Annotated in this window: 17 protein-coding genes; 10 read left to right on the top strand and 7 right to left on the bottom strand. The window is 72.2% G+C overall.

Annotated elements, in window-relative coordinates; genetic code table 11:
- Positions 1 to 121: 121 nt before the first annotated feature.
- Entirely contained in the window at positions 122 to 1450 is a 1329-nt protein-coding gene (locus tag E4198_RS02930; protein WP_247597525.1) for a M64 family metallopeptidase, read from the bottom strand.
- Positions 1451 to 1683: 233 nt separating this feature from the next.
- Here E4198_RS02930 and E4198_RS25655 point away from each other — a divergent pair, with 233 nt between their 5' ends.
- Together E4198_RS25655 and E4198_RS02920 are read left to right on the top strand one after the other, a co-directional pair.
- Positions 1684 to 2625, top strand: a complete 942-nt coding sequence (locus E4198_RS25655; RefSeq protein ID WP_136181746.1) for a Rieske (2Fe-2S) protein — start codon at positions 1684 to 1686, stop codon at positions 2623 to 2625.
- A 134-nt stretch (positions 2626 to 2759) separates the two neighbouring features.
- Positions 2760 to 3059, top strand: a complete 300-nt coding sequence (locus E4198_RS02920) for a hypothetical protein (protein ID WP_136181745.1) — start codon at positions 2760 to 2762, stop codon at positions 3057 to 3059.
- A 49-nt stretch (positions 3060 to 3108) separates the two neighbouring features.
- On the opposite strand, the gene E4198_RS02915 is transcribed toward E4198_RS02920, so the two are convergent.
- The 5 genes from E4198_RS02915 to E4198_RS02895 form a co-directional block, all read right to left on the bottom strand.
- A complete protein-coding gene (locus E4198_RS02915) occupies positions 3109 to 3876 on the bottom strand; it encodes a hypothetical protein (RefSeq protein WP_136181744.1) in 768 nt (255 codons plus the stop codon).
- Positions 3877 to 4206: 330 nt separating this feature from the next.
- Entirely contained in the window at positions 4207 to 5676 is a 1470-nt protein-coding gene (locus E4198_RS02910) for a catalase (protein WP_136181743.1), read from the bottom strand.
- 154 nt (positions 5677 to 5830) lie between these two features.
- The gene (gcl, locus tag E4198_RS02905) at positions 5831 to 7618 is read right to left on the bottom strand and encodes a glyoxylate carboligase (RefSeq protein ID WP_136181742.1); all 1788 of its coding nucleotides are present in this window, start codon (positions 7616 to 7618) and stop codon (positions 5831 to 5833) included.
- A gap of 103 nt (positions 7619 to 7721) precedes the next feature.
- Positions 7722 to 8624 (bottom strand): 2-hydroxy-3-oxopropionate reductase, encoded by a 903-nt coding sequence (locus tag E4198_RS02900; protein WP_136181741.1) that lies wholly within the window; start codon positions 8622 to 8624, stop codon positions 7722 to 7724.
- A 79-nt stretch (positions 8625 to 8703) separates the two neighbouring features.
- Entirely contained in the window at positions 8704 to 9543 is an 840-nt protein-coding gene (locus tag E4198_RS02895) for a TIM barrel protein (protein WP_136185156.1), read from the bottom strand.
- A gap of 161 nt (positions 9544 to 9704) precedes the next feature.
- Between E4198_RS02895 and E4198_RS02890 the strand changes: the two genes are divergently transcribed.
- From E4198_RS02890 to E4198_RS02855, 8 genes are all read left to right on the top strand, one after another.
- A complete protein-coding gene (locus tag E4198_RS02890) occupies positions 9705 to 9965 on the top strand; it encodes a hypothetical protein (RefSeq protein ID WP_027762057.1) in 261 nt (86 codons plus the stop codon).
- Complete coding sequence (locus tag E4198_RS02885; RefSeq protein WP_027762058.1) at positions 9962 to 10342, top strand: helix-turn-helix domain-containing protein; 381 nt, start codon at positions 9962 to 9964, stop codon at positions 10340 to 10342. The genes E4198_RS02890 and E4198_RS02885 overlap by 4 nt, the downstream gene beginning before the upstream one ends.
- 121 nt (positions 10343 to 10463) lie before the next feature.
- Complete coding sequence (uraD, locus tag E4198_RS02880) at positions 10464 to 10982, top strand: 2-oxo-4-hydroxy-4-carboxy-5-ureidoimidazoline decarboxylase (protein WP_136181740.1); 519 nt, start codon at positions 10464 to 10466, stop codon at positions 10980 to 10982.
- Entirely contained in the window at positions 10979 to 11428 is a 450-nt protein-coding gene (locus E4198_RS02875) for a hydroxyisourate hydrolase (RefSeq protein ID WP_136181739.1), read from the top strand. The genes uraD and E4198_RS02875 overlap by 4 nt, the downstream gene beginning before the upstream one ends.
- Before the next feature lie 6 nt (positions 11429 to 11434).
- Positions 11435 to 12391, top strand: coding sequence for a factor-independent urate hydroxylase (pucL, locus tag E4198_RS02870; protein ID WP_136181738.1), 957 nt, complete (start codon positions 11435 to 11437; stop codon positions 12389 to 12391).
- Between the two features lie 158 nt (positions 12392 to 12549).
- Entirely contained in the window at positions 12550 to 13944 is a 1395-nt protein-coding gene (locus E4198_RS02865) for an 8-oxoguanine deaminase (RefSeq protein WP_136181737.1), read from the top strand.
- 371 nt (positions 13945 to 14315) lie between these two features.
- The gene (locus E4198_RS02860) at positions 14316 to 15722 is read left to right on the top strand and encodes a nucleobase:cation symporter-2 family protein (RefSeq protein ID WP_247597844.1); all 1407 of its coding nucleotides are present in this window, start codon (positions 14316 to 14318) and stop codon (positions 15720 to 15722) included.
- Between the two features lie 270 nt (positions 15723 to 15992).
- Positions 15993 to 17540: an arylsulfatase gene (locus tag E4198_RS02855; protein WP_247597524.1), complete on the top strand. Its 1548-nt coding sequence runs from the start codon at positions 15993 to 15995 to the stop codon at positions 17538 to 17540.
- A gap of 46 nt (positions 17541 to 17586) precedes the next feature.
- On the opposite strand, the gene E4198_RS02850 is transcribed toward E4198_RS02855, so the two are convergent.
- Entirely contained in the window at positions 17587 to 19653 is a 2067-nt protein-coding gene (locus tag E4198_RS02850; RefSeq protein ID WP_136181734.1) for a SpoIIE family protein phosphatase, read from the bottom strand.
- Between the last annotated feature and the right edge of the window lie 110 nt (positions 19654 to 19763).

The raw sequence follows: 19763 nt of genomic DNA, 5'->3' as shown, positions 1-19763 counted from the left end.
AGGTACGCAAGGGGTCCGGGGGCGGGAGTCCCCCGGCGTCGGCATGGCGAGAGCGCCGGGGCGGCTCCGCCATGCCGACGAGACGCAGGGCGAGCGCGTCACCCGTCGTGTCGACGGTGCGTCACTTCTCCACGCGCCAGGTGCGCTGGTCGGTGAGTTCACCGCGCAGCGCCGGGTCGCGAACGGCGTCGGTGCGGACCGTGGCGCGGGCGCGCAGGCGGTGCGGGCCGCCGTCGGCGGCGGCCAGGGCGCGGGCGACCTTCACGGTCGTCTCCCCGCGCAGTTTTCGCAGCTCCTCGCCGTCCAGGTACCAGCGGACGTCGACCGACGCGCCGCCGGTCAGGTCCGGCACGCGGACGGACACCTCGTCCGCGCGCTTCAGCGTCGCCGTGCGGGCGGTGTCCGAGGCCAGCACGGAGGCGTGCCGGTAGAAGCCGGCGACCATGGCCTCACGGCCGACGAGGTTGAACTCCGTGCTGCCCAGCGACCGCATCAGGGAGTTCTCGCTCGGACGGTGGATGCCGCGGGTGTGGTACGCGGCGCCCTCGAAGGTGCCGATGACGCCGCCGTCCGGGGTGGGCTCGCCCAGCCACCGGTGCCACTTCGTCTGGCGGCTCGCCATCTCGGCTTCCGTGTACACGCTCGTGTTGGAGTCGGCGGTCTCCGGGCCGGTGTACGTCTGGTCGGTGTAGGCGTACTCGTCGGCGAGCTTGCCCAGCGAGTGACCGGTCTCGTGCACGGCGACCAGGCCGGACTGCGCGTTGTCGCCGGAGTGGGTGGCGATCCCGTCGTAACCGAGGCCGGAACTCACCTGGTTGTAGCCGGCCCCGCCGTACTTGCTGCTGTTGGCGATGACGACGACCAGGTCCGCCTCGGGCGCGAAGGCCGCGTAGTCCTCCACCTTGTTGGTGTCCACGCACAGCAGGCGCTCGGTGCCGTTGCACCAGAAGAAGGAGTCGAGTGCGGTGTCACGGACGACGCCCTGATCCGGGTCGCCGGAGACGCCGGACTCGGCGGAGACGGCGTCGATCGCCCAGACGTTGAACAGGTCCGCGTGTGCGGTGTACGGCTCGACGCCGAGCAGCGCGTCCCAGCTCTCGCGCGCGTCGGTGTGGAAGTGGTCGAGTTCGGCGGCGGTGTAGCCGTCGCCGATGACGGCGATGTCCAGCTTCTCGGCGGTCGGCCCGTTCTGCACGATCGTGGTGACGTCGCCGTCGCCGGCTGTCGCGCCGGGGGTGTGGGAGCCGTCGCGGGTCAGCCGGTCGGGCGCTGCGGCCGGTACCTCGGTGTGGCGCGGATGGCCGTCCTCGCCGAAGTACTCGACGTGCAGCATCCGTTCGGACGGGGCGTCGTCGGGTGTGGGGGCGGGGGCAGCCTGCCCGGGGGCGGCGAGGGCGAGTGCTGCGGCGGCGGCCGTGCAGGCGGCCGCGAGGGTTCTGACAGTGCGCACCGGTGGTCCTCTCGTGGGGTCGGGGTTCCGGTGCACCCGCGGAGGCCCGGGTGTCGCCTCACGGTTCGAGGCCCCCCGTCCCGCCGCCGGCGCGCCGTCACGCTATGAACCTGCGATGCACCTGTCAACGCTTGGTCGCGCTCTCACGGCTGTGCCCAGGGGACCGGAGTGAGTGAGGGGGCCGCCGAAGAGGTGGCCGGTTTCCCCGGGGCGAGGCGGGAAACTCCGGACGAATGACCAGGACCACGGAACGGAACGGACACCGCGGGGTCCGTGCCCTGCTGGAGGGCGCCGCGCCGAACCGGCCGCGCCCGGGCGCGGTCATGCGCGCGGTGGAGAGGCTCGAACACACCGAGGCCTACGACGACCTGGTGATGTCCGTACGCAAGGTCGTGCGGGCGGTGCCGTCGGGTCCGGTGCGCGATGTGCTGCACGGCCGCTGGCTGGGGCATCCGGTGCACCCCATGTCCGCCCAGGTGCCGATCGGCGCCTGGACCTCGGCCGCCGTGCTGGACGTGCTCGGAGGCGGCCGCCGGGCTGCCCGGACGTTGGTCGGCGTCGGTCTGCTGTCCGCAGGACCCACGGCGCTCGCCGGGTGGGCGGACTGGGCCGAGCTGAAGAAGCCGCAGCTGCGCGTCGGGCTGGTCCACTCGGTGCTCAACGCCACCGCGGTCGCCCTCTACACCGGCTCCCTGGCCGCCCGGCTGCGTGGCCGGGAGAGCGCGGGCAAGGCCCTCGGCTTCGCCGGGCTCACGGCTGTCGCGGCGGGCGGAGCGCTCGGCGGGCACCTGGCGTACCGGCAGGGTGCCGGGGTGAACCACGCCGACCAGGTGGAGAGCCGGGTCGGCAGCGACTGGCACACGGTCGGCCGGGCGGCTGAGATCCCGGTGGACGAGCCCGTGCGGTGTCGCCTGGAGGATGCCGACACCGACGTGGTCGTCGTGCGGGACGCCGACGACCGGTGGTACGCGCTGGCCGAGCAGTGCTGCCACCTGGGCGGCCCACTGTCCGAGGGCGATCTCGTCGACGGCTGCGTGCGCTGCCCCTGGCACGGCAGCACCTTCCGGCTCACCGACGGCTGGAACGCCACTGGTCCGGCGACCGGTACGCAGCCCGCTTTCGAGACGCGCGTCGAGAGCGGCCTGCTGGAGGTACGGCTGCGGCCGCCGGAGTGACCGGCGCGCCCGGGGACGGCCGGGGCGCGTGCATGGCCGTGGCGCACCCTCGTGGACGACGGCGGAAGACGCGTGACCGGGTCTGCCCGAGCGCGCCGGTGCGCGCGGCCCGGTCGCCGGACGAGGCGAGGGCGATGCGGATGCTGCTGAAGGCCCGCCTGCGCACCGATCAGGGCAACCGGGCGATGCAGAGCGGGGAGTTGGAGAAGACGCTGCTGGCCGTCTTGGAGGACCTGAAGCCGGAGGCCGCCTACTTCGTGTCCGACGAGGGGAAGCGGTGCGCGCTGATCTTCTTCGGCATGGGGGACTCCTGGGAGCCGCCGCGCATCGCCGAGCCGTTCTTCATGGAGTACGACGCGGAGGTCGCGGTCCAGCCCGCGATGAACATCGAGGACGCGCAGCGGGGGCTCGCTGCCCTCACCGGTCACGGCTGAGTGCCCGGGGCCCTGCCGGGGGGCGGCAACGGTCGGGGCGGGGAAGCGGTCAGGCCGTGGTGCGGATCAGATCGTCGGCGGCGTCGTTGACGGCCTGCGGGGTGCCCGTGAGGTCCAGTACGAACAGCGGCAGCGCCAGTTCGTCCGCGCGGACGCGGGCGTCGTGGGAGTAGCCGGCGAGGGAGAAGCAGGCGGCCGTCGCGGACTCGTTGAGCCCGTTCAGCCACAGCGTCTCGATCTCCCGCAGCGGCGTCGGCGTCGTCGTGGGGTCGACGTGCGCGACCAGCGCCGGTCCCCGCAGGTCCACGCCGGACGCGGGGCGGTTGCCGGCGACCCGCACGTCGTGGAAGCCGAGCCAGCGCAGGTAGTGCGCGGCGGCCGTCTTGGCGTCCTGCGCGGTGCGGATGGTCACCGGCCGGAACGCGGGGCGCCGGGTCGGCGGCCTGCCGGGGCGGGTGCGTGCCGGCCGCTGCCGCACGGCCGACCCGGGCTCCGGGCCCGCCTCCAGGCCGTCGCCGGAGGGCAGCGGCCCCAGTTCGGTGTGCGGGCGCGGCGGGGGCGTGGCCGTGGGCACCCGCACGGTCGTGCCGCAGGGGCAGCCGAACTCCGGCTGCGGCCACTCGTCGCTGCGTCCGCACGCCCGGCATCGCACCGCGACCCAGGAGGACGCCCAGGTCCGGTGCTCCACCCGCACCGGGACCCCGCCGGCCAGCAGCGGCAGCGTCACGGGCTGCCCGCACGCGCACGGATAGGTCGGCGGGGCGTACGCGTGCTCGCGACGGCAGTCGGGGCAGCGTACGGTCACGCTCTCGGCCACTCGGCGGCTCCAGCGGGATGACGTGGCGAACGGCGGCGGATGGTGCGGTCACCCGCGCCGCGGTACGGCCGGGTAGGTCCCCATCGTCCCTGATCGACGCCGTTCGGCGAAGAGTTTTCCGGGGCGAGATGCGCGAGCTGGGAGTTCACGTGGTTGCCCGTGCGGGCGCACGCGCCGGACGGTCTGCGGCAGGATGACGTGCTGCCCGGTGACGCGGGTGGGCGGGGACGGCGCGGTCGGGCATGCGGATGCCCGCCGCCGGGCCGGTCACCCCTCCTGCATGGACCGGCCGGCGACGGGACGCGCTTCAGGCAGACCTCTCCCCGGTCGTCACCCTTCGCGCAGCTCGCGCACGGCTTCCTCGACTCGCGTGCCGTAGTGCGGATCGGCAGCGTGGAAGTGCGCGAGGTTCTTCTCGATCACGTCCTCGCGGGAGACCTGGGAGAGACCTCCGGCGATGTTCGCGACCAGGCGTGACTTCTCGTCCTCCGACATCAGCCGGTACAGCTCGCCGGCCTGGAAGAAGTCGTCGTCCTTGGTGTGCTGGGGCGCCCGGTGGGTGCCGGTCCAGCCGGAGACCGGGAGGGGCGCGGACAGCGGACGGCCGGTCTCCACCGGTCCGCCGTAGGAGTTGGGCTCGTAGTTCCGCGCGTACCGGCCCTGCGGGTTGACGGCCATCAGGCCGTCCCGGCCGTGGTTCGAGGCGGCGGCACGCGGCGCGTTGACGGCGAGCTGGGTGTGGTTGACGCCCAGCCGGTAGCGGTGGGCGTCGGCGTAGGCGAAGAGCCGTCCCTGAAGCATCTTGTCCGGCGACGGGCCGATGCCTGGCACGAAGTTGTTGGGCGAGAACGCGGCCTGCTCGACCTCGGCGAAGACGTTGTCCGGGTTGCGGTCCAGCACCAGGCGGCCCACCCGCTGCAGCGGGTAGTCCGCGTGCGGCCACACCTTCGTGAGGTCGAAGGGGTTGAAGCGGTAGTCGGCCGCCTGGTCCGCGGGCATCACCTGGACGTACAGCGTCCACGAGGGGTACACGCCACGCTCGATGGACTGGAGCAGGTCGGTCTGGTGGCTGTTCGGGTCGGTGCCGGACAGCTCCGCGCCCTGCTCGCTGCTCAGGCAGCGGACGCCCTGGTTGGTCTTGAAGTGGTACTTGACGAAGAAGGTCTCGCCCGAGGCGTTCGTCCACTGGTAGGTGTGCGAGCCGTAGCCGTTCATGTGGCGGTAGGAGGCGGGGATGCCGCGGTCGCCCATCAGCCAGGTCACCTGGTGGGTGGCCTCGGGGGAGTGGGCCCAGAAGTCCCAGACGTTGTCCGGCTCCTGGCGGCCGGTGAAGGGGTCGCGCTTCTGGGAGTGGATGAAGTCCGGGAACTTCAGCGGGTCCTTGATGAAGAACACCGGGGTGTTGTTGCCGACGAGGTCGTAGTTGCCCTCCTCGGTGTAGAACTTGAGCGCGAAACCGCGCGGGTCGCGTGCGGCGTCCGGGCCGCCGAGGCTGTCGGCCACGGTGGAGAAACGCAGGAAGGTCTCCGTGCGGCGGCCGACCTCGCCCAGGAAGTGGGCACCGGTGTACGCCGAGACGTCGTCGGTGACCTCGAAGTGGCCGTAGGCGCCCGAGCCGCGGGCGTGCACGACGCGCTCCGGGATGCGTTCGCGGTTGAACCGGGCCAGCTTCTCCAGCAGGTACTGGTCCTGGAGGAGCAGCGGGCCGCCGGCGCCGGCCGTGGCGGAGTTCTGGTTGTCTGCGACGGGGGCGCCGGACTCCGTGGTGAGAGTCCCCGCCGTCGGCTGGGGCTGCGTCATGGTGACCCTTCTGGGAGAGGTGCGCCGCGGGGCGGGCGCGCGGAAGACCGTTTCCGCGTCCTGGGAGCGTAGGGACGGCGCGCGGCGTCGACAACAGTTTGTTGAAGTCGCCTGGGGTGGGCGACGTGGGGACACGAGGCGCGCGCCGCTGCGGTCAGGGTGCGAGGGTCCTGACCGCGGTGGGGGCGTGGCCCGGTTCGGTGGCGAGGTCCTCGAACTCCTTGACGGCGCTGATGTCCGCCGTGGGGCTCATCGAGATGTTGGTGATGCGCTCGAGGATGGCCTCGACGACCACCGGCACCCGGTGCTCGGCTGCCAGCTTCCTGGCCCGTTCGAAGGCGGGCAGCAGGTCGTCCGGCTCGGTCACGCGCAGCGCCTTGCAGCCCAGGCCCTCGGCCACTTTGACGTGGTCGACGCCGTACACGCCCAGTTCGGGGGTGTTGATGTTCTCGAACTCCAGGTTGACCTGGAAGTTGATGTCCAGGCCGATCTGGGCCTGGCGGATCAGACCCAGGTAGGAGTTGTTCACCAGGACGTGGACGTACGGAATCCGGTGCTGCGCGCCGACCGCCAGTTCCTCGATCATGAACTGGAAGTCGTAGTCGCCGGACAGGGCGACGACCGTCGCGTCCGGGGCCGCGATGGCGACGCCGAGCGCGGCCGGTACGGTCCATCCGAGCGGCCCGGCCTGGCCGCAGTTGATCCAGTGCCGCGGCTTGTAGACGTGCAGGAACTGGGCGCCCGCGATCTGCGACAGGCCGATGGTCGACACGTAGACCGTGTCCCGGCCGAACGCGCGGTTCATCTCCTCGTAGACGCGCTGTGGCTTGAGCGGCACGTCGTCGAAGTGCGTCCGGCGCTGGAGCGTGGCCTTGCGCTCCTGGGCGGAGGCCGCCCACGCCGAGCGGTCCGGCAGCCGTCCGTCTGCCTTGAGCTCCTTCGCCACCTCGACGAAGAGCGTGAGCGCGGCCCCGGCGTCGGAGACGATGCCGTAGTCGGGCGCGAAGATCCTGCCGATCTGGGTCGGCTCGATGTCGACGTGGACGAAGGTCCGGCCCTCGGTGTAGACGTCCATCCGGTAGCCGGTGTGGCGGTTGGCCCAGCGGTTGCCGATGCCGAGGACGAAGTCGGACTCCAGGAAGGTGGCGTTGCCGTAGCGGTGGCCGGTCTGCTGGCCGACCATGCCGGCGTTGAGTGCGTGGTCGTCGGGCAGGGCGCCCCAGCCCATCAGGGTCGGCACCACCGGGATGCCGGTGAGCTCGGCGAACTCGACCAGCAGGTCGCAGGCGTCGGCGTTGACGATGCCGCCGCCCGCGACGATCAGCGGGCGCTCCGACGCGCCGAGCATGGTGAGTGCCTTCTCGATCTGCCGACGGCTCGCGCTGGGCTTGTGCACCGGGAGCGGTTCGTAGAAGTCCGGGTCGAACTCGATCTCGGTCTGCTGGACGTCGATCGGCAGGTCGATGTGCACCGGTCCGGGACGTCCGGAGCGCATCAGGTGGAAGGCCTCCTGGAAGACGCCAGGCACCTGGGCCGCCTCCAGCACTGTGGTGGCCTTCTTCGTGACCGGCGCGGCGATGGCCTCGATGTCGACGGCCTGGAAGTCCTCCTTGTGCAGGAGGTGGGTCGGCGCCTGGCCGGTGATGGTCAGGATCGGGATGGAGTCGCCGCTCGCGGAGTACAGACCGGTGATCATGTCGGTGCCCGCCGGTCCCGACGTGCCGATGCAGACGCCGATGTTGCCGGCCTTGGCGCGCGTGTAGCCCTCGGCCATGTGCGAGGCGCCCTCGACGTGCCGGGCGAGCGTGTGGTCGATGCCGCCACTTGCCTTGAGGGCGGCGTAGAAGGGGTTGATCGCCGCTCCCGGCACGCCGAAGGCGGTGTCCACCCCTTCCCGCTTGAGGATTTCGACTGCCGCCCGTGCGGCGGTCATACGAGGCATGGGTGCTCCAGGTCGGTGAGAGGAGTGGGTATCCGGACGGCGGCGCCTGGGCGCGACAGGACAGGTGTCGGCGCCGCCGTCCGGACGTTCGGGGCAGGGCCGGTCAGCCCTGGGAGGGGACGCCGGACAGCCGCTCGACACCCCGCAGCAGCGCGGAGTGGTCCAGGCCGCCGTCGCCCTGCGCGCGCAGGGAGGCGACCAGGTTCGCGACCACGGCGCCGACCGGCAGGGCCGCGCCGACGCTGCGGGCGGCGTCGGAGACGATGCCCATGTCCTTGTGGTGGAGGTCGATGCGGAAGCCCGGCTGGAAGTCGCGCTTCTTGAAGTTGTCCTTCTTGCGCGCCAGCACGGTGGAGCCGGCGAGACCGCCGGCCAGGACGTCGAGGGCGGCGTCGAGGTCGACGCCGGACTTCTCCAGGAAGACCACGGCCTCGGCGCAGGCCTGGATGTTGACCGCCACGATCAGCTGGTTCGCGGCCTTGACGGTCTGTCCGGAGCCGTGCGGGCCGCAGAGGATGACGGTCTTGCCCAGCGCGTCCAGGATCGGCTTCGACCGGTCGAAGACCGCCTGCTCGCCTCCGACCATGATGGACAGCACGGCCTCGATCGCACCGGCCTCGCCGCCGGAGACGGGGGCGTCCAGGACGCTGAGGTCCTTGTCCAGCGCGGCCGCCGCTTCCGCGACCGCGACCGAGGTCTGCGGAGTGATGGACGACATGTCGATCACCGTGGCGCCGCGCCTGGCGTGGGTGAGTACGCCGTCCTCGCCGAGGATGACGGCCTTCACCTGCGGGTCGGCCGGGACCATGGTGATCACGACATCGGCGTCGCGGACCGCCTCGGCGACGGAGGCGGCGGCGGTGCCGCCGTTCTTCGCGAGCCGGTCCAGCTTGTCCTGCTCGAGGGTGAAGCCGGTGACGTCGTAGCCGGCCTTGATCAGGTTCTCGGCCATGGGGGAGCCCATGATGCCGAGGCCGATCCAGGCGATCTTCGGGAGCTTGCTCATGAGGGGGACGCTGCCTTTCGGTCGGGCGGGTGGCGGGGGCGCGGGTCGGTCCGCGCGGGGCGTTCGGGGAGGCGTCGCGTCAGCGCGCGCCGCGCAGCGGTGCGGGGAGCCAGCCGAAGGACCCGGCGCTGGGGCCTTCGCCCGGCTTGTACTCCAGGCCGACCCACCCGTCGTAGCCGTGCTTGCGGAGACGTCCGAGCAGGTCGGTGAAGTCCAGGTCGCCGGTGCCGGGGGCGCCCCGGCCCGGGTTGTCGGCGATCTGCACGTGCCCGGTGACGTCGGCGTACCGCTCGATCACTCCCGGGAGGTCCTCGCCGTTCATCGACAGGTGGTACAGGTCCATCAGGAAGCGGGCGTTGTCCAGCCCGGTGGCCGCGTTGACCTGCTCCACGACCTCCACGGCCCGGGGTGCGCTGACGATCGGGCACTGGGGGGACTCGGGCGCGTTCAGCGCCTCGATCAGCACCACCGCGCCGATCCGGTCGGCCGCGCGGGCGGCGAGCTGGAGGTTCGCCAGGGCGAGCGCGTCCTGCTCCTCGTCGCTCACGCCCTCGACGCGATTGCCGTAGAGGGCGTTGAGGGCCGTGCAGCCGAGGGACTCGGCGAACCCGGCCGCGACGTCGATGTTGGCGCGGAAGCGCTCCGACTCCGTGCCGGGCACGGACAGCGCGCCGCGGTCGGGGCCGGGGAGCCGCCCGGCGTAGAAGTTCAGGCCGGTCAGCTGCGTCCCGGCGTCGCGCAGGGCGTCGCGCAGGGCGTCCAGGTCGGACTGCGGCGGTACGGGCGCGTCGACCCAGGGCCACCACAGCTCCACGGCCCGGAAGCCCGCGGCCGCGGCGGCGGCGGGGCGCTCCAGGAGCGGCAGTTCGGTGAAGAGGATCGACAGGTTGACCGTGAACCGGTGGTCGCTGCTGCCGATTTCTGCGAGGGGGGCCACGTCGATCGTGCTCCCTTCCGTGAGCGGTCCGCGTGAAGCTCGATCGAGATTTCACGATGCGGAAGTAGGATTCTGCTTGCTGGAAGAGTGCAGCTGTCTCCCGTCGGCTGTCAAGTGCCGTCCACCGCGCTTACGCTGATCCCGTGCGATTGAAAGTGGAGTTCACGACGGAGCCCTTCGACCTCGACGAGCCCCCGCAGCACGCGGTCGTGGCCCGGGAGACCCTGCAGGCCGCGCCGCTGGACGCGGTCGACGTGGGGCCGTTCGGCAACACCGCCGAGGGCGGCTCGGAGGAGGTCCTGGCGGCGGTCGGCGAGATGCTGCGCCGGGCCCTCGGCGCCGGTGCCACCCGGGTGTCCCTCCAGGTCAACGTCGTGGACGGCGAAAGCGGGGATGCCCGGTGAGTGTCCCGCAGGAGCACCCGTTCGTGGCGGCGGTGAAGCCGCTGGTCGACGCCATGGGCGGCGAGATGGTCACACCGGATGAGGCGGCCGGCGATGACGTCGTGCTCGCCTGGGAGGGCCGGGACGTCCTGGCCGTACGGCTGCCGCACCTGTCCGACTCGCTGGACCACATCCTGGCCGAGCTGGAACGCCGGCACGGGATGCCGCTGGCGGAGCTGGACCGCAGGACGAAACAGTCCGTCGTGCGCATCCTGGAGGCCCGCGGCGCCTTCTCGGTGCGGCACGGCGTCGAGACGGTGGCCGGTGCACTGGGTGTCAGCCGCTTCACCGTCTACAACTACCTGAACAGGGAGAACGCGGCCCGCGCCACCGAATAGCCGGGCCGGTGCGAGCGGCGGGTGCGTGCGGCGCAAAAAGTTCAACAAAGTGTTGACGTTCCGTGTCCCGGGGGCTTAGCTGTACGTCAGCCCGAACAGCACCACGGCTTCGGAGGCCCCCGTGACGTCGAGTCCGAAACCAGGTCTGACCTGGTTGAACACCACCGAGGAAGGTGCGGCGCGGACCGCGCTGACCGAGGTGTGCGCCTCGGACGCCTGGGCGAGCGGTGTGCTCGCCCGGCGCCCGTACGCCGATGCCGCCGCGCTGTTCGCCGCCAGCGACGCCGCCATGGCCGAGCTGACCCAGGAGGACCTGGCCGAGGCGATGGCGGGGCACCCGCCGATCGGGCGCCCCAAGCCCGGCGACCCGGCCTCCGCCCGCGAACAGCGGGGTATGGCCGGCGCGCCGGAGGAGCTCAGGGCACGGATGCTCGAACTGAACCTGGAGTACCAGGAGAAGTTCGGGCACGTCTTCCTGATCTGCGCCACCGGTCTGACCGGCGAGCAGATGCGGGACGCGGTCCTCGCGCGTCTCGGCAACACGCCGGAACGCGAATGGGAGAACGTCCGCAACGAGCTGGTGAAGATCAACCGCATCCGGCTCACCCGCCTCGCGCACGAAGGAGACGACTCGCGATGACCGCCGCATCCTCCCCGGCCGCCGCGCCGCGCCGCACCTCGGTGTCCACGCACATCCTGGACACCAGCCGGGGACGCCCCGCAGGGGGCGTCGCCGTGCAGTTGTCCGTACGCGACGGCGACGGCGGCGCCTGGATCGCACACGGCGCGTCGAGCACCGACGCGGACGGGCGCTGCAAGAACCTTCCGGACCTTCCGGAGGGCACCGCGCAGGTACGGCTCCGCTTCGAGGTGGCGCCCTACTTCGCACGCACCGCACACCACACACCTGACAACGCCGAGGAACAGCAGGACGCCCCCCGCGCAAGGGACAGCGGCCCTGACACCAGGACGCGTGGCCCGTTCTTCCCCGAGGTCGTCCTCACCTTCGCGGTGGACCCGGGCGAGCACTACCACGTACCGCTGCTGCTCAACCCGTACGGCTACTCCGTGTACCGAGGGAGCTGACACCCCATGACCGCAACGTCCCGCCCGGCCCGCCCGGTGGTTCTCGGCCAGAACCAGTACGGCAAGGCGGAGAACCGCGTCGTCAAGATCACCCGCGACGGGGACACCCACCACATCAAGGACCTCAACGTCTCCGTCGCCCTGTCCGGCGCCATGGACGACGTGCACTACTCCGGGTCCAACAGCAACGTCCTGCCCACCGACACCACCAAGAACACGGTGTTCGCCTTCGCCAAGGAGCACGGCATCTCCTCGGCGGAACAGTTCGGCGTCCACCTCGCCCGGCACTTCGTGGAGAGCCAGGAAGGCATACACCGCGCGCGCATCCGGATCGAGGAGTACTCCTGGGACCGCATCGCCACCTCGGACGCCAACTCCCGCTTCATCGGCGCCGACGAGGTGCAGCACTCCTTCGTCCGCACCGGCCAGGAGACCCGCACCGCCCAGGTCACCTACGACGGCGAGCACTTCGAGGTGCTGTCCGGCCTCAAGGGCCTCACCGTGATGAACTCGACCAACAGCGAGTTCTGGGGCTACGTCAAGGACCGCTACACCACCCTCAAGGAGGACTACGACCGCATCCTCGCCACCGAGGTCGCGGCCGTGTGGCGGCACACCTGGAGCACCGACGAGCAGCGCATGCCGCGGTGGGACAAGTCCTACGCGGAGACGAAGAAGCACATGCTCCAGGCCTTCGCCGAGACCTACTCGCTATCCCTCCAGCAGACCCTGTACCAGATGGGCGCCCGCGTGATCAACAGTCGCGCGGAGGTCGAGGAGATCCGCTTCTCCATGCCCAACAAGCACCACTTCCGCGTGGACCTGGAGCCCTTCGGCCTGAAGAACGACGCCGCCGACGGCGCCGTCTACTACGCGGCCGACCGCCCCTACGGCCTGATCGAGGCCACCGTGCTGCGGGACGGAGCCGAACCGCGCATCCCGGTCGACATGACCAACCTCTGACCGCGCCGCCCCCGACCGCGAACCGGTCGCGGAGGCGACGCATCGGCACCCGGAGCGGGCACGGTGGGGCGGTAACTGTCAGCCGCCCCGCCGGCTCCGGCACTCAAATCCCCGGGCCCTTGCCGCGCCCCAGCCGAGAAGAGAACGAGGAACACCGAATGACAGAGCGAGCCCCGAGCGCAGAACGCCTCGTCATCGAGAACTGCGCGATCGCGACCGTCGACGCCGACGACACGGAGTACGCCTCCGGGCACCTCGTCATCGCCGGGAACGTCATCGAGTCCGTCGGTGCCGGCCCGGCTCCCGAAGGGCTTTCGCGTGTCGTCCGCAGGGTCGACGGCACCGGCCACCTGGCCACCCCCGGGCTGGTCAACACCCACCACCACTTCTACCAGTGGATCACCCGCGGCCTGGCGCAGGACTGCAACCTCTTCGACTGGCTGGTCTCCCTCTACCCGACCTGGGCCCGCATCGACGAGGACATGGTGCACGCGGCGGCGCAGGGCTCGCTGGCGATGATGGCCCGCGGAGGCGTCACCACCGCCATGGACCACCACTACGTCTTCCCGCGCGGCTCCGGCGACCTGCTCGGTGCCGAGATCCGCGCCGCCCGCGACATGGGCGTCCGTTTCACCGCCGCCCGGGGCTCCATGGACCGCGGCGAGTCGGACGGAGGTCTGCCCCCGGACTTCGCCGTCGAGACCACCGAGGACGCGCTGCGCGCCACCGAGGAGGCCGTGGACCGGCACCACGACTCCTCCTTCGGGTCGATGCTGCACATCGCCGTCGCTCCCTGCTCGCCCTTCTCCGTCTCCACCGAACTCCTCAGCCGGGCCGCCGAACTGGCCCGCCGCAAGGGCGTACGGCTGCACACCCACGGGTCGGAGACCGTGGAGGAGGAGAAGTTCTGCCACGAACTCTTCGGCAAGGGCCCCACCGACTACCTGGAGTCCACCGGCTGGCTCGGCGAGGACGTGTGGATGGCGCACTGCGTCCACATGAACGACTCCGACGTCGCCGCCTTCGCCCGCACCGGCACCGGTGTGGCCCACTGCCCCTCCTCCAACGCGCGCCTCGGAGCCGGCATCGCGCGCGTCCCCGACATGCTCTCCGCCGGGGTGCCGGTCGGCCTCGGCGTGGACGGCACCGCCTCCAACGAGTCCGGCGAACTCCACACCGAGCTGCGCAACGCGCTGCTGGTCAACCGCCTCGGCGCGCACCGCGAGAAGGCGCTGAACGCCCGGCAGGCTCTCCGCCTGGGCACCTACGGCGGCGCGCAGGTACTCGGCCGCAGCGCCGAGATCGGCTCGCTCGAGGCCGGCAAGCTGGCCGACCTGGTGCTGTGGAAGGTGGACGGCCTCGGCCACTCCTCCATCGCCGACCCGGTCGCCGCACTCGTCCTCGGCGCGGCCGCCCCCGTGACGCTCTCCCTGATCGACGGCCGCCCGGTCGTCGATCAGGGTCGCCTGACCACGGTCGACGAGGACGCCGTCGCCCGTACCACCCGCGACGAGGCGCGCCGGCTCGCGCGCATCGCCGCCGACGCGGGCTGACCCGAGGCCGCCCCCGAGGCGGCCACCACGACTCCGGCCGGGAGGGACGGCTCCCGGCCGGGTCTGAGCAGCCGAGCGGGATGCTCAGACACACCGTTCCCGGGATGCGGCACGCTCGCGTCCCGGGAACGGACGGCCCACACCCGGGCCCGGGCGCGACGGACACCCCCTTCGCACAGCGAGAAACCACCAACAGGACGCATCACCTCCCTGAAACCGCGTGCCGTTCGGCGGCACTCGTTCAACCGACAGGAGGAACCGCCGTGGCCGAGACGCCCGGGTTCACCGCGCAGAGCAACACGGACGAGGACGGCGGGAAGCCGCCGGAGAATGAGGCGGAAGGGGCCGGCAAGCACCCGGTCGACCGCTCGCTGCCTCCCCTCAAACTCCTCACCACCGGACTCCAGCACGTCGCCGCCATGTACGCCGGAGTGGTCGCCCCGCCGCTCGTCGTCGGCGTCGCCGTTGGACTCACACCCACCGAACTGACCTTCCTGATGGGGGCCAGCCTCTTCACCGCCGGCATAGCCACCCTGCTGCAGACGCTCGGCATCTGGCGCATCGGCGCCCGGCTGCCCTTCGTCAACGGCGTCACCTTCGCCGGCGTCGCCCCCATGCTGGCCATCGTCGGCAGCGAGGCGAAGGAGGACGCCCTTCCGGTGATCTTCGGGGCGGTGATGGTCGCCGGTGCCGTCGGCTTCCTCCTCGCGCCCTACTTCAGCAAGCTGGTCCGTTTCTTCCCGCCCGTCGTCACCGGCACCGTCATCACCCTCATCGGCATCTCGCTGCTTCCGGTGTCCTTCGACTGGGCGCAGGGCGGCGACCCCGAGGCCGCCGACTTCGGCTCCGCACGCAACCTGGCGATGGCCGCCGCCACGCTGGCGATCGTGTTGGTGCTGCGCCGCTTCACCCGCGGCTTCGTGAAGCAGATCGCGGTGCTGATCGGTCTGGTCGCCGGGACGCTGCTCGCGATTCCGCTCGGGCTCACCGACTTCGCCGCCCTGGGCGCGGCCGACGTCGTCGGCTTCCCGACGCCCTTCCACTTCGGCGCCCCGCAGTTCTCCCTCGCGGCCATCCTCTCCCTGTGCATCGTCATGATCGTCTCCATGACCGAGTCCACGGCGGACATGCTCGCCCTCGGCGAGATCGTGGACCGGCCGGCGGACGAACGCACCATCGCCGCCGGGCTGCGCGCCGACACCCTGGGGTCGTTCGTCAGCCCCTTCTTCAACGGCTTCACGTGCAGCGCCTTCGCCCAGAACATCGGGCTGGTCGCCATGACCCGCATCCGCAGCCGCTTCGTCGTCGCGGCCGGCGGCGGCATCCTCGTGCTGATGGGTCTGTGTCCCGTCGCCGCCGCCCTCATCGCCACCGTTCCCCTGCCGGTGCTCGGCGGAGCCGGTGTGGTGCTCTTCGGATCGGTCGCCGCCAGCGGCATCCAGACGCTGGTGAAGGGCGGGCTGGAGAAGGACAACAACGTCGTGATCGTCGCCGTCTCGCTGGCCGTCGGCATCATCCCCATCACCGCCGAGGGCTTCTACCACGCTTTCCCGGAGAGCGCGCGCATCGTGCTGGACTCGGGCATCTCCACCGGCTGCATCGCCGCCATCGTGCTCAACCTGCTCTTCAACCACTTCGGCGGACGCCGGGACGAGGAGACCGTCGCCCACCCCATGGAGCCGGGCGCCGACCCGACCGGCGCGGCCGCCGTCCCGTCGGCGCGAGCCGCCGAAGGGGACGGCCCCGCCGCCACGGAGGCGTCCCGGGCCGGCGGCTGACCCCCGCGCTCGCCACGCCTCCCGCTCGCCCGCGACCGACACCCGGCCGCGGGCGGCGGCGTGCAGCGGGTGCACGCCGCCGCCCGCGCGCACCGCATCGCGCGCATACCGAATCCATATCGGATCAGGTGCCAGCTCCGGACCCTCCAGGCCGCCGCTACCTGCGGCGCAGTCCCGCGGGCGTGCCCCGCGTCACACCCAACAGGCCCCGCACGGCGGGAACCTGGTCACGGCCGCCCCGCGTGCTGGTTCAAGATGATCCTTCGGTACGTGAAGAAGGAGCCCGACCCCGTGCACGCCACCCGACGCCGCTTCATCGCCGGATCGGCCGCCGCTCTCGGTCTCGCCGGAACCACCGTGGCCGTGACCGCACTGGCCGGAGAGGGCCGCGCGAAGCCCGCCGCGCGCCCCGAGCCCCGTCGGCCCAACGTCATCGTCGTCCTCGCCGACGACCTCGGCTACGGCGAGCTCGGCTCCTACGGCCAGGATCTCATCCTCACTCCGCGACTGGACGAACTCGCCGCCGAAGGGCTCCGCTTCACCAGCGCCTACGCCGCTGCGCCGGTGTGCGCGCCGTCCCGCTGCTCGATGCTCACCGGCCTGCACGTCGGTCACGCCGCCGTCCGCACCAATCCGCTCGGAGGGCCGCAGGGCTCGCTCGGGGACGAGGACACCACCTTCGCCGAACTCCTCCGCGACCAGGGCTACCGCACCGCCTGCATCGGCAAGTGGGGTTTCGGACCCGAGGAGCCCGACCAGCCCAGCCACCCCAACAACCGCGGCTTCGACGAGTTCTACGGCTACATCGGCCACCACCACGCACACGACTTCCACCCGGCGGCGCTGTGGGAGAACGGCAGGCGCGTCCCGGTCCCCGGCAACGTCGCCGGCCGGCGCGGCACCTACGCCCCCGACCTGTTCCGGGACCGCGCCCTGGAGTTCATCCAGGACCAGGCCGACCGGCAGCAGCGGGCCCGCCGCCCGGACGAGGGGCAGGACTCCGGCACGGGGAGCGGCGCAGGCGCGACGGAACGCCCCTTTCTGCTCTACTTCGCGCCGAACGTCCCCCACGCCCCGAGTCGCCGGCTGGAACAGGCCGGCTACGCCTCCCGCCCCTGGACCAAGGCCAACAAGGGCCACGCCGCGCAGGTGAGCCACCTCGACACCACCGTCGGCGCCATGGTGGATTTGCTGCGGGCCCGCGGCATCGCCGACGACACCGTCATCCTGGTCACCAGTGACAACGGGCCGCACGAGGAGGGTCGAGTCGACCCGGCCCGGTTCGACGCCGCCTCCTCCCTGCGCGGCGTCAAGCGCAACCTGTACGAGGGCGGCATCCGCGTACCCCTCCTCGCCTGGGGCCCGGGCCGGGTCGCCGCCGGCACCGAGACCTCACGGCAGACGCCGCTGACCGACGTGCTGCCCACCCTCACCGAACTCGCCGGGGCCCGCACGCCGGACCACGTCGACGGGCTCTCCCTGGCCGGTCTGGTCGGCGGCGTCCACGCGCCCGGCGACCACCGGCACCTGTACTGGTACCGCAACGACCCGTTCGCCACCCCCACCTCGCAGGCCGCGGACGGCGGTCGGGGGCTCCAGACGTGCGAGGCCGTACGGCGCGGCGACTGGAAGGCCGTGCGGTTCGCGCCCGGCCGGGACCGTACCGTGCCGGACCACCGGTGGGACGTCGAGCTCTACAACCTGCGCGACGACCCCGGTGAGCGGCACGACGTCGCGGCCGAGCACCCCGAGACCGTCGCGCGGCTGGTGAACCTGATGCACGGGTCCTGGACCGAGCCGGAGCCGCTGCGCGCCTGACGCCGCGCCCGCCCCGCGGCGTCCGGGCCCCTGCTTCCGGCGTCGCTCACCGGCCGTCGGCGACGAACTCGCACCAGATCGCCTTGCCCGTGCCGCGCGCCTCCACGCCCCACACGTCGGCGAGATGGTCCACCAGCAGCAGGCCCCGGCCGGAGATGCTGGACGCGCCCGGGTGCATCACCTGCGGCACCGTGCTGGAGCGGTCCGTCACCTCGACCCGGACGCGCCGCTGCGCCCCGGAGAGCGGGTGCACCGTCACCACTGCCCCGCCGCCGCTGTGCAGCAGCGCGTTGGTGACCAGTTCGTCGGTGACCAGCGACAGGTCGTCCGCCCGGTCGCCGGCTCCCCAGGACAGCGCCGCGGCGTGCACCATGTGCCGGACCGTGGCCAGCGACTCCGGGTCGCGCGGAGCGACGTGCTGGTGCAGCCGCCGGGCGGGCCGCGTGGGGGCGGAGACCTCGCGGTGCAGCAGCACCAGCGCCAGGTCGTCGGTGCCGTTCCACGCCTCAGGCACCTCGCACAGCCGGTCCGCGAGCTTCGCGATCTCGGACGGGCCGGTGCGCACCGCCTCCGCGAGGTCCTCTATGCCCTGCTCCACGTCGCCGCCGGGCTGCTCCACCAGGCCGTCGGTGAACAGCACCAGCGTCTCGCCGTGCTCCAGCTCCATCGTCGTCACCGGGTACTTCGGCTGCCCGAACTGGGTGGACAGCCCCAGCGGCAGCGCCCCCATCACGGGGAAGGGGCGGCAGCGCCCGTCGGACCGGCGCAGCAGCGGCAGCGGGTGCCCGGCCCGGACGATCCGCAGCCAGCCCGTCGAGGGGTCCGCCTCCACGTACAGGCAGGTCGCGAACCGGTCGGAATCCAGGTCGTGCAGGAACGACGAGGCGCGGGCCATCACCGTGGGCGCCGAGTGGCCCTCGGCCGCGTAGGCCCGGAGCACGATGCGCAGCTGTCCCATCACGGCCGCCGCGTCGGTGTCGTGGCCCTGCACGTCGCCGACCACGGCGGCGACCCTGCCTCCGGGCAGCGGGATCACGTCGTACCAGTCACCGCCGATGTCCCGGCCCTGCTGGGCCGCGCGGTAGCGGACCTCGGCATGCACACCGGGGATGCTGGGCAGCGAGTGCGGCAGCATCGCGCGCTGCAGCCCCTCGGCCAGTTCGTGTTCCTGCTCGAACAGCCGGGCGCGTTCCAGGCTCTGGGCGATGCTGCTGGTCAGCGCGGTGAGCAGGGTCCGCTCCTCGCTGGTGAAGGAGTACTTGTCGCGGTAGACCAGCCCGATGGCGCCGAGCGCCTCGCCCTGGGCGATCAGGGGCAGGAACGCGGCCGCGCTCCAGCCCAGCTCCTTCGCCCACGACCACAGCGGCGGGTAGCGCCGGGCGAACTCCTCGCGGGAGGCGATGTAGCGCGGGGTCAGGGTGCGTACGGCCTCCGGCAGCGGCAGCGGCTCGTCCAGTCGCCGCCGGCTCATCGGCAGCATGCCGCTCAGCTCGCCCTCGCCGTACAGCTGCATCCGTCCCTCCTGCACCAGCCCCACCACGACGCTGATCACCCCGAGCTGGTCCAGGCCGCGGGAAGTGCCGAGGGCGTCCAGCACCTCGCGGACCGTACGGGCGTGCGCCAGCCCCGCCGTGGTCGCGTCGACCACGTCGGTGTGCAGCGAGCGCTCGGCGTCCAGGGTGAGACGTTCGGTGGACTGGCTGAGCTCCTCGGTGGCGTCGCGCAGGATGCCGACGATCCGGTACGGACGGCCGTCGGGGGTGCGCAGGATCGCGCCCTGGGTGTGGGTCCAGCGCTGAGTGCCGTGCTGCGCGTTCATCCGGAAGTACGCGCCGTAGGAGGAGCGGCCGCCCTTCAGGGCCTGGGCGACGAGCAGGTCGAGACGGGCCGCCTCCGCGGCCGGGACGCGGGCGGTGAGGATCGACGGATCGCCGTCGAACTCCTCCGGCGCCACCCCGAACAGCGCCAGCGCCGAGGGGTCCATGTGCACGACTCCCCGGTCCAGGTCCCAGTCGAAGGAACCGGTGTGGTTCAGGGCGAGGGCCTCTTCGGGCCCGGCGGGCCACGGCACGGGCGGCGGCCCGCCGCCCGGCGGCGCCCCTCGAGCGTCCATGCGGACAAGGGTGTCACCGGCACGCGCTGTTCGCGACCAGGGCGCTTCGCTCCGGGGCCGCTCCACCCCGGCCGCGCTCCGGCGGGGTGGGGGCCCGCCCGCAGGCGGGC

Source organism: Streptomyces sp. RKND-216, assembly GCF_004795255.1.
Classification (GTDB): domain Bacteria; phylum Actinomycetota; class Actinomycetes; order Streptomycetales; family Streptomycetaceae; genus Streptomyces; species Streptomyces hazeniae.
The sequence above is the reverse complement of the archived record's forward strand: the minus strand, read 5'-3'. Positions and strand labels throughout refer to the sequence as shown.